We start from the raw sequence: 12,771 nt of genomic DNA, 5'->3' as shown, positions 1-12,771 counted from the left end.
CTCCCCCCCCGCCCCGCGCTTGCGGCGCGGGCGCTCCAAGGCACGCGCGTCATGGCGCGCAAGCAGTGCCTTATCGCCCCCGCGGGGAGAGGGCTCTGGTTCCGTGCTGCGTGCAGGTGGCTGCGGTCATCGCACGAATGAACCCGCTCGCCCTTCTTGCCGGGACCAGGAGTGCAACGCCTGCAAACGATGCCGTTCTGAGTAATCTCCACGCACGCCGACCATCAGCGCCACAGTGATGGCACGCGTGTATTCTCCCTCGCCTTTCCCATCGACATTTCCGCCATGACCGCGCTCCGCCGCCCCCGCCTTCTCGCCCTGATGTCCTTGCTCGGCCTGCTTTGCGCCTGCGGCGGCGAGCCACGTCCGGCGGCACCGGCGCCGGTCGTGCAGGCGCCGTCTGCCGGCGCGCCCAAGCCGGTGAAGATCGGCATTGCGCTCGGCGGCGGTGCGGCCAAGGGTTTTGCGCATATCGGCGTGATCAAGATGCTCGAAGCCAACGGCTTTGCGCCGGTGGTGGTGTCGGGCACCAGCGCCGGCAGCGTCGTCGGGGCGCTGTATGCCAGCGGCATGGATGCGTTCCAGATGCAGGAAAAAGCCGTTGCCCTCGACCAGACCAGCATCCGCGACGTGCGGATCTTCTCCGGCGGCCTGGTGCAGGGCCAGAAGCTGCAGGACTACGTCAATGCGCAACTGGGCGGCAAGCCGATCGACAAGTTGCGCAAGCCGTTCGCTGCGGTCGCCACGCGGCTGGAAGACGGCGAACGCACCGTGTTCGTGCGCGGCAATGCCGGCCAGGCGGTGCGCGCGTCCAGCAGCATTCCCGGCGTGTTCGAGCCGGTGACCATCGGCCAATACCACTATGTGGACGGCGGCGTGGTCAGCCCGGTACCGGTGGATGCCGCGCGCCAGCTCGGCGCCGAATTCGTGGTGGCAGTGGACATCTCCAGCAAGGCCAGCGGCAAGAATCCCGGCGACCTGCTCGGCACCGTCAACCAGTCGATCTCGATCATGGGCCAGCGCCTGGGCGAGGCCGAACTCAAGCGTGCCGACGTGGTGATCCGCCCCAAGGTCAGCGACATCGGCTCGGCCGATTTCAACCAGCGTGGTGCGGCCATCCTGGAAGGCGAACGGGCCGCGATGGCGGCAATGCCGCAGATCCGCGCCAGGATCGCGCAGTTGCAGGCGCAGCGCAGCAGCGCCACGCGTACTGCCGCCGAGCAGGCAGCCGCCGCCAAGGCGGACGCGTATCGGCGCTGTCTGGCAGAGCGCTCGCGCTGGCAGAAACTGCGCGACAAGGACGAGGCCTGCGTCGCGCCGTGAGGCCGATGCAGTGCGAGGAAATGCGGAGGTGATGCGGGTACCGCGCACGGCCATGCGGAGCGACGCGGGTGTGGCGTGCCTGTTTTGCGATGCGCACTTTTAACGCCGATGCGTGGGGCGACTGCGGTATTGCTGCTGTGTCGATGTGCCGGGCGGGGTTGCGGCCGGGGCCGCTCCTACGAGGGCGCGGCGTTTTGGGGGACTGACGGCATGCCGGTGGGTCGCGGCCGGGGCCGCTCCTACGGTGACGTCGGGTGCGGTGGCCAACGGCTCAGCCAGGGCCGCTCGTGTAGGAGCGGCCCTGGCCGCGATGCCTTACCGGTAACGCATCCGCATCATCGGCAACGGCAACGGCAACGGCTCAATAGCGCCAACGCAACGACACGCTGACAAAGCGCGGCTCGCCGTAGTTCTGGTAATCCAGGTTGGCCCAGTAGCGCTTGTCGAAGGCATTGCGTACCGCCAACGTGGCGGTCCATTGATCGCTGATGCGGTAGTTGGCGTTGAAGTGCACCAGTGCATACGCGTTTTGCACCACCGTCACCGGCGTGGTGGCGCCGGTGACGTCGCCGGTGGGACGCGCGATGTTGAAGCCGCGTACCGCGCTCTGCCAGCTGACGCCGCCGCCGATGCTCAGGCGCTCCCAGGCACCGGGCAGGCGCAGCTGCGTGGACAGCTGCAGGTAATCCTCGGGCAGGTTGGCGTAGATCGCATCGGTGGGCGGGCGCGTCACCTTGACGTGGGTAAAGCCGGCATTGACGGTCCAGCCGGGCAGGATCTCGCCGTTGACATCCATTTCCCAGCCACGGCTCTTGGTGCCGTTGATGCCGATGTAGGCTGAATTGCCGTCCGGCAGCGAGGATTCGGGCTGGGTCATGTCGCGCACGGCGAAGTTGTCCTGCTTGGCCTCGAACACGGCGGCGGTGGCCATCGCATGGCCGTCGAACACCTGCGCCTTGATGCCGGCCTCCAGGTTGGAGCCTTCCACCGGGGCGAGCAGGTTGTTGTCCTTGTCGCGGTAGTTCTGCGGATTGAAGATTTCGGTATAGCTGGCGTAGAGCGACACGTCCGGCACGATGTCGTAGACCAGCCCCACGTACGGGGTGACTTCGTCGCTCACCTCGTAGCGGCCGCTGGTGCCGGTGTAGGCGCCGCTGGTGCTGAAGGCCTGGGTGCGGGTTTCCCAGGAGCTCAGGCGGGCACCGGCGATCAGCGACAGCGGGTCGGCCAGGCGGAAGCGTGTGGAGGCATACACGCCGCGCTGGGTGGTACGTGCTTCGCTGCGGCGGCCGTTGCGCGCATACGTCACTTCGGAGATATCGCCATCCCAGTTGCGGATGTTGGGGATGAAATAGCAACGTTCGCCACCGCAGGTGGCCCAGTCATCGGGATAGGTCTGCGCGACGCCGTAGGAGGTCGACTGCAGATCCTGCCAGCTGCCGCCGACCACCACATCGTGCTGGCGGCCGAACAACGAGAAACCGCCGGACAGGTACACGTCCACGCCGTCGCGCGCATCGCTGGTTTCGCCGGCGGCAGTGCGCAGGAAGATGCCGCTGCCATCGGCGGCCGGATAGCCGGTGCCATAGGCGCGCAGGCTCTGCACATCGCCCTTGGTGTGCGCGTAGTTGACGCGCAGCAACCAGTTCTCGCCGAAGCGCTGCTCGAGGTTGGCGAAGGCGGTGCTGGTCTCGCGCTGCCAGCGGCTCCACGTGGGCGCCATGTTGGTCGAACGCGGCAGGTTGGCCGGCGACCCATCGGCAGCGAAGAACGGCACCGTGCCCCAGGTCGAGCCGACGGGGGTGTTGTCCTGGCGCTGATACCCGACGGTGAGCGTGGTGCTGTCGGTCAGGTCGCCTTCCAGCACCGCCATGCCCGACATCTTGTTGTCGTGGTAATGGTCGTAATAATAGTCGCGGTCCTGCCAGGCCGCCACCACGCGGCTGCGCCAGCGTCCGTCGTCGGTCAGCGGCGCATTGACGTCGGCCTGCATGCGGCGGAAATCCCAGGTGCCCGTGCTCACCGCGAACGAGGCATCGAAGTCCTTGCCCGGGCGCTTGCGCAGCAGGTTGACCGTGGCCGAGGGAATGCCGGCGCCGGTGAGCAGGCCATTGGCGCCGCGGATCACCTCGATGCGGTCATAGAAGACCGTGTCGTATTCCTGGTTGGTCGCGCCGCTGTAGGTGGGCAGGCCATCGACCTGGAAGTCGGTGATCTGGAAGCCGCGTGCGTAATACAGCGGGCGCTGGGTGTCGTAGAACGACACGTTGACGCCGGTGACGTTGCGCATCACATCGTCGATGCTGAACAACGATTGCTCTTCCAGCCGCTGCAGCCCGATCACGCTCACCGATTGCGGGGTTTCCTGCAGGGTCAGCGGCAGGCGCGTGGTGGTGGCCGGCTGTGCGCGGCTCACCGCGCCGTTGACGTTGACCTGGTCCAGCGTCTTGGCGTTGCTTGCATCGGCGGCATCGGCGGCACGCGCAGCACAGGGCGTCAGCGCCAACGCGCACAGCAAGGCAGCGGACAACGTGGCCAAAGGGGGGGAAATCGCGGGCATTGGAAGGTTTCTCATCGATCGGTGCGGGACGCGTGGCGTCACGGGGCAGGAAAGCGCAGGCATGCGCGGCGCGTCCCACTCGGGCGACGAGCTGGCTGGCCCTGCCGGGCTGGCGGATCGACGAGAAGACATGCCGGACGCCGCCGGATGTTACGTAAATGTAAATCGTTTGCGTTTGAGAGGCAAGTCACAGTGCGTGCGTGACTGTCCTGCAACCGGCCGGATCAGCCCAGATGCGAGAGCGGCAAGCCTTCCGGCGCTTTCACCGTGCGCAGCACGAAGCTCGAATTGACGTCGGACACGCCGGTCGCATTGAGCAGGTGGTCGAGCAGGAAGCGCGAGAAATGCTCCAGGTCGCGCACCTGGATCTGCAGCAGGTAATCCATGTCGCCGGTGAGCGCCCAGCAGGCCACCACCTCGTCCCAGCCGCGCACGCCCGCGGCGAAGTGTTCGATATCGGCCTGGCCGTGCTGCTCCAGCTGTACCCGCACGAAGGCCTGCAGCCCCAGCCCCAGCGCCCTGGCATCCAGGCGCGCGCCGTAGCCGGCGATGATGCCGGCCGCCTCCAGCCGCTGGGTGCGGCGCAGGCAGGCCGAGGCCGACAGATTGACCTGCACCGCCAGCTCCGCGTTGCTGCTGCGGCCCTGCGTCTGCAGCAGCGCGAGCAGCCGCAGATCGGTGCGGTCCAGGGCGATTGGCTGGTCCATATGTTGCGCAGCAGCAGTGGATAACGCACGAATCTTGCGCCTGAAACACTTGGGCACGCAAGATTCGCAATCCCGTTGCGTGGCCGCCGGGCTAAGGTGAGCGCTGATCATCGGGAACCGCCGCCGCATGAACACCGCACCGCAACGCGTCGAAAACCAGCTCACCGACAAGGGCTATGTGCCGGTCTACACCACCGCCGTGATCGAGCAGCCGTGGGAGGGCTACAGCGCCGACGACCACGCCACCTGGGGCACCCTGTACCGTCGGCAGCGCGCGTTGCTGGTGGACCGCGCCTGCGACGAATTCCTGCAGGCGCAGGATGCAATGGGCATGGGCGAGACCCACATTCCGCGCTTCGATGCGCTCAATGCGGTGCTGCAGGCGGCCACCGGCTGGACCCTGGTCGGCGTGCAAGGCCTGCTGCCGGAGCTGGATTTCTTCGAGCATCTGGCCAACCGGCGCTTCCCGGTGACCTGGTGGATCCGCCGCCCCGAGCAGATCGACTATATCGCCGAACCGGACCTGTTCCATGACCTGTTCGGGCACGTGCCGCTGCTGATGAATCCGCTGTTTGCCGACTTCATGCAGGCCTATGGCCGTGGCGGGGTCAAGGCACACGGCATCGGTGCGGACGCACTGCAGAACCTCACCCGCCTGTATTGGTATACGGTGGAATTCGGCCTGATCGCCACGCCGCAGGGGCTGCGCATCTTTGGTGCCGGCATCGTGTCGTCCAAGGGCGAATCGCTGCATTCGCTGGAATCGCCGGCGCCCAACCGGATCGGCTTCGACCTGCAACGGATCATGCGCACGCGCTACCGCATCGACAGCTTTCAGAAGACCTACTTCGTCATCGACAGCTTTGCGCAGTTGATGGACGCCACCGCACCTGACTTCACCCCGATCTATGCCGATCTCGCGCAGCAGGCGCAGGTGCCGGCCGGCACGGTGCTGGACACCGATCGGGTCCTGCAGCGCGGCAGCGGCGACGGCTGGAGCACAGACGGCGACGTCTGAGGCTGCACCGACTCGACACCACCGCCGAGCCGGACTATGGTCGACCCTTCCCACACCGCCCTCGCTCAATGGACCTGACGCAGCTTCGCATCCGGCGTTTGGAGCTGGACGACACCCGCTTGCTGTTCACCCTGGCCAACGGCATCCGCATCGACGAGCCGATCCAGGCGCATCGGTTGTTGTTCAAGGCAGCGCCGCCGCAGCGTGCGCAGTGGCAGCTCACCGACGACGGCTTCGGGGTGAACTGGCCGGCAGTGGCGCCCCCCACGGCAGACGGGTTGCTCAACATGCCCGAGCTGTTGTGGCGCCGGCGCAGCGCACGCGCGCAAACCAAACTGGGCGCGCTGCGCGGGCGCATGGATGCCCTCTCGCCGGGCGAGCGCGAGCTGGTGGCCTTGGCACGGCTGGATGCGGACATGAGCGAGAGCGGCTATGCGCGCTACTTCGACCGCTGGGATGCCGCCACCCGGCGCGATGCCTTGCAGGGGCTGGGCGCGATGGGCGCGGCACAGGCGCGCCAGGCGATCGAAGGCCTGGGCACGGTATTCGAACGCCTGGAAGAAGACCCCAACCTGCTCAGCATCGAAGACATCCTCGATGCCATGAGCGAGACTGACCGCCAGCGCGTGGATGGCTGGGAAGAGGTCTACTACCGCCGCTGCGGCGAACTGGCCCGGCTGGGGCTGACCCACTACGGGGTCGACAAGGCGTAACACGCGCACGCTGGCCGCTGGACAGGTGCGGGCGGCAGGTGGCGATGGTGCGCATCGACGCTACACGCGTTGTCGGCACATGCTGCCGACGGTCGTCGGCTTGCGAACAGGGCTGCGGCCGGGACCGAGCGACAGTGCCGGGGGCAGGCAATGGTTGGGCAACGCATCCGCCGTGCCGCCATCTGCGATGCACCAAGATGACGGCTCACCCTGCTGGCTTGGGAAGATAGGCCAACAGCAGCACGAGTGGTTCCTCGCCGGCCTGCTGCAAGGCATGCGTACTTCCCGGCCGTGTCAGCAGCGCATCGCCTGCAGTGACTGCGTATTGCCTGCCATCCAGCGCATACAGCCCACGGCCGCTGACGATGTAGTAGATCTCGTCCTTGTCGTGCAGGTGCAGGCCGATGCCGGCGCCTTTGTGCAGCACGCGCTTGCGCAGCACGAATTTCAGGTCGGGCGCATCGGCGAAGAACGGATACGCCGTGGTGGGGCCGGCGCCGCCGTGCGGGCCGGGTTGTGGGCGTGCCAGGTCGCGTTCGTGTACCACCAGCGAGGGATGCGCCTGCGCCGCGCGTTGGGCGGCGGTGTCGGCAGCTGCGCCGCAGTCGGCATCGCGGCGCAGCTGTGCTGCGAGACCAGGTTGCAGCTGCACCCATCCCTGCACGACCAGGCACGCCACGGCCGTGGCGCCAGCGCGGCTGAAATGGGTGCCATCGGCCTTGCCCTGTTCGGGAACGAACAGGAAATAGGGTCTGGCCGCCTGTTCGCCGAGGGCGCGGATCCAGGCGCTGGAACTGGCGTTGAGATCGATCAGGCCGACGTGTTCCTGCGCGGCGAGTTGCTGCATGGCCAGGGTGTAGCGGCCATGGGTGTCGAGCAGCGCGCCGAAGTCGTAGAGCAGGCGGGCTGCGGGGGTGATCAGGATCGGCGTGGCGCCCTTGTCGCGCGCGGTGGCGATGTAGCGGCGCAGGAACTGCGCGTAGTCGGTGGCCGGATCGGTGTAGCGCGTGGGGTCTTCGCGTTTGGCGTCGTTGTGGCCGAACTGGATCAGCAGGATGTCGCCGCGTTGCAGCTCTGTTGCGATCGTGTCCAGGCGCCCTTCGGCGATGAAACTGCGGGTGCTGCGGCCGCCCTTGGCATGGTTGCGCACCTGCCACTGCGCCGGGTCGAACCACTCCTGCAACACCTGGCCCCAGCCGGCTTGCGGCGCGCGCTCTGCACCGTATTCGGCAGCGGTGGAATCACCGGCGATGAAGATGCGATGTGGGTCGGCACGGGCATTATTTGCGCAGAGCAGCAGCAATGCGAGGAGCAACAGACGCATGGTGGGCTCCGGTAAAAAATGCTAAGTGCGCGACGCTGTTCCTTCTCCCATCGGGAGAAGGTGCCCGAAGGGCGGATGAGGATGCGGCGGCACAGGAAATGTTGGACGGCCATACTGTCGTCTCAAGCCTTTCAAGCCTCCCCGTTCAGGCCAGCTGTCTGCCGCCTTACCCTCACCCCAACCCCTCTCCCGGCGGGAGAGGGGCTAAAACGCAGTGGCTAATTACGCAGCTGCTGCAGTGGCTTCGGGCTTGCCCAGCACGCCGGCGACGAAGGCGCGGATCTCGGCGTCCTGCGCATTGTCGAAGAAGCACTGCTGGAAACGCTCGCCGCCCACGGCCTGCTTGATCAGCTCCGGGTCGATGGCGCGCAGGCCGTCCAGGTAGGACTTGGCGGTGGCCTGCTTGAGCTGGGTCAGGATGCCGGCATTGGCGGCCTGCGATTCGCGACGCTCGGCCGGGTAGCCCAGGCCACGCTCGCCGCTGAAGGCCTTTTCGAAGATGTAGCGCACGTTGATTTCCGCGCCCCAGCCATAGCCCTTGGCGAATGCCAGCGACAACGCGTTGCCGTTGTTGACCTGGGCGAACAGGTAGGCGTCGGTCGGCTCGATGCAGTAGCCGCAGAACACGCCCGGATGCGCATTGAGCGACATCATCGCGCCCTGGCCGGTACCGCAGCCGGCGACGACGAAGTCCACGGCCTTTGAGTTCAGCAGCAGGCTGGCGACGATGCCCAGGTGGATGTAGGTCAGGCGATGGTCGTTGTCACCGTCCATGCCGACGTTGAAGACGGTGTGGCCCTGCTCGCCGGCAACGTCGTTGAGCTGCTGCAGGATCACCGGGTTCTTGCCGGCCTGACTGAACTCGTTCATGAGTGCGATTTTCATGGGAATGCTCCGATTGGGTTTGGGGACGTTGTTTCGAATGTGGATGTGGAATGTGGCTGGTGTGTGCGCTTGGGTGCTGTCTTGATCCGCTTTTTCCAGTGCCTTGTCCGGGAAGGATCAAGACGCTGACCGACAACGGACGAAACGTTGCGGGGCCTGCCGCGCGCCGCTGGTCGATATACGTGCCTGCCGGCCCTCATCCGCCCTGCGGGCACCTTCTCCCCGAGGGAGAAGGAATGACGCAATGCCCGCAGGAAAGCGCGTTTGACTCAGCGTGCCAGCCAGCCGCCGTCGACCGGGATGATGGCGCCGTTGACGTAGTCCGAGGCGCTGCTGGCCAGGAACACCGCGGTGCCGCCGAGGTCGGCCGGCACGCCCCAGCGCGCGGCCGGGATACGGTCCAGGATGGCCTTGTTGCGGTCCTGGTCGGCACGCAGCTGGGCGGTGTTGTCGGTGGCCATGTAGCCGGGCGCGATGGCATTGGTGGTCACGCCCTTGCTGGCCCATTCGTTGGCCAGCAGGCGGGTGATGCCGGCGATACCGGACTTGCTGGCGGTATAGGACGGCACGCGGATGCCGCCCTGGAACGACAGCATCGAGGCGATGTTGATGATCTTGCCGCTACCCTGGGCGATGAAATGGCGGCCGGCGGCCTGCGCCATGAAGAAGGCCGACTTGAGGTTGACGTTCATCACGTCGTCCCAATCCTGCTCGCTGAAATCCACCGCGTCGGTGCGGCGGATCAGGCCGGCGTTGTTGACCAGGATGTCCAGGCGACCCAGGCCGTCTAGCGTTTCCTTGAGGATGCGCTCGACCGGCTCGACGCTGATCAGGTTGGCCTGGATGGCGATGAAGCGGCGGCCCAGGCCCTTGACCAGTGCTTCGGTCTCGGTCGGCGCCTGGATGCCGGCGGCGGCGATGTCGGCGCCGGCCTGTGCCAGTGCCAGCGCGATGCCCTGGCCCAGGCCCGTGTTGGCACCGGTGACCAGTGCGACCTTGCCTTCGAGACTGAACGGATTGCTCATTACCTTATCGCTCCTGCTGGATGTGCCACGTTGTGATGAGTGAGCCGCGCGGCGCGCGGCAGAATGCGTTGATGTCGTTTCGACTGCTGCGTTTCGACTGCTGCGTTGCGAACGCCTGAGGTGGAGCGCGCTGGCGCTGCCGGTGCGGGCCTGGATCGCAGGCTTTACCAAAGCGAACGATGGCGAGAAGCAGGCTTACTTGAGCTGGCAGATGTCCAGCACGTGCATGTCGGTGTAATCCAGGTTCTCGCCGCCCATCGCCCAGATGAAGGCGTAATTGCTGGTGCCGGCGCCCATGTGGATGGACCACGGCGGCGACACCACCGCTTCGTTGTTCTGGATCACGATGTGGCGCTGCGCCTCGGGCTCGCCCATGAAGTGATAGACGCGGTCGTTGGCGCCGAGATCGAAGTAGAAGTACACCTCGCTGCGGCGGTCGTGCAGATGCGGCGGCATGGTGTTCCAGACGCTGCCCGGCTTGAGCACGGTCAGGCCCAGCAGCAGCTGCGAGGACTGGCAGGTGGCCGGCACGATGTATTGGTAGATGGTGCGCTCGTTGCTGGTTTCCAGCGCACCGCGGTCCAGGGCCACGGCATCCTTGATCGAGAGTTGCCTTGTCTCGAAGCGCGCATGCGCCGGCGTCGAGGCCAGATAGAACTTGGCCGGGTTGGCGGCGTCGTCCGAAGCGAAGCTGACATCGGTACTGCCCATTGCCACGTACAGCCCATCCTTGGGGCCAAGCGTGTAGGCGGTGCCGTCCACGGTCACGGTGCCGGTGCCCGCGCCGACGTTGATCACGCCCAGCTCGCGGCGCTCCAGGAAGGCATGACCGGCGGCGGAGGCCGGCTCGGTCTGCCTGGGCAGTTCCAACGCGGTGCCGAGCGGCGCCGCGCCACCGAGCACGAAGCGCTCGTAGTGGGTGTACTTCAGCGTGACCGCATCGTCGACGAACAGGCCATCGAGCAGATAGAGCTCGCGCAGGTCGTCGTTGCTGGCGCCCTTGATGGCGTCGGGATGGGTGGCGTAGTGGGTCTTGCAGTACAGGGACATGCGCGATCTCCGGTGCCAAGCGCGGGGGGATTGGCTTGCACCCGGCCATTCTACCGGCACTGGTTAACCGGTGTCATTGCGCAGTGCACGATGGGGGTTCGACAGTGCGGCGACCCCTCCCTCACCCCAACCCCTCTCCCGCCTGCGGGAGAGGGGCTTCACGGCAGCGATCGGCGAACTGCCTTCCCCCGCCTGCGGGGGAAGGTGCCCGAAGGGCGGATCGGGCAAGCCGTTGGCCGAACGCGCCAGCTGTTCTCACCCTGACGGTCACAACGCCCTGCAGGGTGGCGCGGCGTGTCGGGTGTGCGGCTTGAACGGTGAGGGGTGTTCTGGCGCGTTTCTGGCGCGTTTCTGCCGCATGCCTACGTTGCGCTTAGATGGCTGTCTGCCGCCTTGCCCTCACCCCAACCCCTCTCCCGCAGGCGGGAGAGGGGCTTCACGGCAGCGATCGGCGGACTGCCTTCCCCCGCCTGCGGGGGGAAGGTGCCCGAAGGGCGGATGGGGGGCAGCCGTTGGCCGAACAAGCCAGCTGTTCTCACCTCGACGGGCACACTGTCCTGCAAGGTGGAGCGGAAGCCAGCACCGCGTGGGCGTGACGCGCGGCCCTCAAATCTTGCGGCACGGCGCGGCGCGGCGCTCAATCTTCCGGCGGTTGGCAGGAGTCGCGCACGATCAGGTGCGGGCGCACGCTGGCGGTGGGCAGCTGGGGGGCGTTGTCGGGCTGGATCAGCATCGCCGCGGCGGTTCGGCCGGTGTCGCGGGTGTGGCGTCGCACCGAGGTCAGCGGCGGCCACAGCCGGGAGGCCAGCGAGCTGTCGTCGTAGCCGATCACCGACAGCTGGCGCGGGATGCTGATGCCGGCGCGCAGCGCCACCTTGTAGATACCGGCGGCCATTTCGTCGTTACCGGTGAAGATGGCGGTGGGGCGTTTCTTGCCCAGCAGCAGCTTTTCGGCCGCGGCCACGCCCGATTCGAAGGTGTAGCCGGCTTCGACGATGCGCTCGGGCGGCAGTTCGATGCCGCGCCGGGTCAGCGCGTCGGCAAAGCCGGAGGTGCGCTCGATCGAGGACCGGTAGGCACTGGGGCCGGTGACCAGGGCGATGTCGCGGTGGCCGAGCGAGAGCAGGTAATCGGCCGCCTCGGCGGCGCCGTCGCGGTCGTGGGTGATCACCGTCTGCGAGGTGGTGTCCAGCGCGACCGAGGCGATGCGGGTGTAGCGGCAGCCGATCTCGGCCAGCATGTCGGCCAGCGCCTGGTCTTCGGAGGCGCGCGGCACCAGGATCACCCCGTGCAGCTTCTGCGCCTGGGCGAAGCGGCGCACGCCTTCGATGTAGCCGGGGCTGCGGCTGTCGCAGGGGTGTACCACCAGCTCGAAGCTGGAGCCGCGCAGCGCGTCCAGCGCGCCGTACTGCATGTCCACGATGTATTGCGCGGTGGGGTTGTCGTAGACCATGCCGATCAGGAACGAGCGCCGGAACGCCAGCCCGCGCGCCAGCGGGTCCGGCGCGTAGCCGACCTCGCGCATCAGCGCCTCGACCTTCTCGCGGGTGTCCTGCCGCACCAGCGGCGAGTTGTTGATGATCCGCGAGACGGTCTTCTTGGAGACCCCGGACATCCGGGCGATGTCGTTGATCGTGGCTACCTTGCCCTTCGGCAGGCCAGGCATTCCCTCTTCGGGCATCTTGCGGGCGGGCATAGCGGTCAACCGTTCGAGTTGAATGGATTCTACCGGCCAGCGGGCCGGCAAGCCGTCGCAGGCTTGCCGATGTCCCGCATCCGCAGCACCGGACGCGCCGCGGCCCGGTGCGCCGCGACATGCCCGCCAATGCAGAACGGTCAGTCCAGGGCGCGGTAGCGGAAGTTGCGGAACTCCACCTGACCCTGCCCGGCGGCATACAGCGCCGGTTTCAGGGCCAGGAACTTGCCGGCCACGTTGTGGTGGTAGCCGGACACTTCCATCTGCACCGGGTACTTGGTCCAGGTGGTGCCGTCGGTGCTGCTGTGGATGGTGACGATGTGGCGGTTGTTGGTGACGCGCAGCCACACGCTGCCGCCGGTGCTGCTGGGCGCCAGCTTGGCCGGGCGCTCCTCGCCGTAGCGGTGCATGACGAACTGCTCGCCATTGCTGCCGACGCCGGCGTAGAGCTTGTCGCTGTAGAACAGCAG

Annotated in this window: 10 protein-coding genes and 1 pseudogene; 3 read left to right on the top strand and 8 right to left on the bottom strand. The window is 66.9% G+C overall.

Going from position 1 to position 12,771, the window contains the following annotated elements; genetic code table 11:
- Positions 1-285: 285 nt before the first annotated feature.
- The gene (locus EO174_RS22805) at positions 286-1,323 is read left to right on the top strand and encodes a patatin-like phospholipase family protein (protein ID WP_126947698.1); all 1,038 of its coding nucleotides are present in this window, start codon (positions 286-288) and stop codon (positions 1,321-1,323) included.
- Between the two features lie 361 nt (positions 1,324-1,684).
- Here the strand turns inward: EO174_RS22805 and EO174_RS22800 are convergent, their stop codons facing one another.
- Together EO174_RS22800 and EO174_RS22795 are read right to left on the bottom strand one after the other, a co-directional pair.
- On the bottom strand, positions 1,685-3,883 hold the full coding sequence (locus EO174_RS22800) for a TonB-dependent siderophore receptor (protein WP_126947695.1): 2,199 nt from the start codon (positions 3,881-3,883) through the stop codon (positions 1,685-1,687).
- Positions 3,884-4,107: 224 nt separating this feature from the next.
- Positions 4,108-4,590 carry an Lrp/AsnC family transcriptional regulator gene (locus tag EO174_RS22795; RefSeq protein WP_104585793.1) on the bottom strand — a complete coding sequence of 161 codons (483 nt, stop codon included), beginning with the start codon at positions 4,588-4,590 and terminating at the stop codon, positions 4,108-4,110.
- Between the two features lie 127 nt (positions 4,591-4,717).
- Between EO174_RS22795 and phhA the strand changes: the two genes are divergently transcribed.
- Both phhA and EO174_RS22785 read left to right on the top strand, forming a co-directional pair.
- On the top strand, positions 4,718-5,608 hold the full coding sequence (phhA, locus tag EO174_RS22790; RefSeq protein ID WP_126947692.1) for a phenylalanine 4-monooxygenase: 891 nt from the start codon (positions 4,718-4,720) through the stop codon (positions 5,606-5,608).
- A 68-nt stretch (positions 5,609-5,676) separates the two neighbouring features.
- Positions 5,677-6,321 (top strand): DUF4375 domain-containing protein, encoded by a 645-nt coding sequence (locus tag EO174_RS22785; RefSeq protein WP_126947689.1) that lies wholly within the window; start codon positions 5,677-5,679, stop codon positions 6,319-6,321.
- Positions 6,322-6,526: 205 nt separating this feature from the next.
- Here EO174_RS22785 and EO174_RS22780 read toward each other — a convergent pair whose 3' ends face one another.
- The 6 genes and pseudogenes from EO174_RS22780 to EO174_RS22755 form a co-directional block, all read right to left on the bottom strand.
- Positions 6,527-7,645 carry a GDSL-type esterase/lipase family protein gene (locus EO174_RS22780; protein WP_164740312.1) on the bottom strand — a complete coding sequence of 373 codons (1,119 nt, stop codon included), beginning with the start codon at positions 7,643-7,645 and terminating at the stop codon, positions 6,527-6,529.
- 222 nt (positions 7,646-7,867) lie between these two features.
- Entirely contained in the window at positions 7,868-8,530 is a 663-nt protein-coding gene (locus EO174_RS22775) for an RpiB/LacA/LacB family sugar-phosphate isomerase (protein ID WP_126947686.1), read from the bottom strand.
- A gap of 269 nt (positions 8,531-8,799) precedes the next feature.
- Entirely contained in the window at positions 8,800-9,555 is a 756-nt protein-coding gene (gene kduD, locus EO174_RS22770; protein ID WP_115675601.1) for a 2-dehydro-3-deoxy-D-gluconate 5-dehydrogenase KduD, read from the bottom strand.
- Between the two features lie 195 nt (positions 9,556-9,750).
- Positions 9,751-10,605 (bottom strand): 5-dehydro-4-deoxy-D-glucuronate isomerase, encoded by an 855-nt coding sequence (gene kduI, locus EO174_RS22765; RefSeq protein ID WP_104585805.1) that lies wholly within the window; start codon positions 10,603-10,605, stop codon positions 9,751-9,753.
- Positions 10,606-11,242: 637 nt separating this feature from the next.
- Positions 11,243-12,301, bottom strand: coding sequence for a LacI family DNA-binding transcriptional regulator (locus EO174_RS22760; RefSeq protein ID WP_024939515.1), 1,059 nt, complete (start codon positions 12,299-12,301; stop codon positions 11,243-11,245).
- 140 nt (positions 12,302-12,441) lie between these two features.
- A pseudogene (locus tag EO174_RS22755) lies at positions 12,442-12,771 on the bottom strand (xylosidase); the annotation flags it as partial.

The organism is Xanthomonas sp. BRIP62418 (assembly GCF_003993495.1).
Lineage (GTDB): Bacteria > Pseudomonadota > Gammaproteobacteria > Xanthomonadales > Xanthomonadaceae > Xanthomonas > Xanthomonas euroxanthea.
This window is presented reverse-complemented; position numbering and strand designations above follow the sequence as displayed.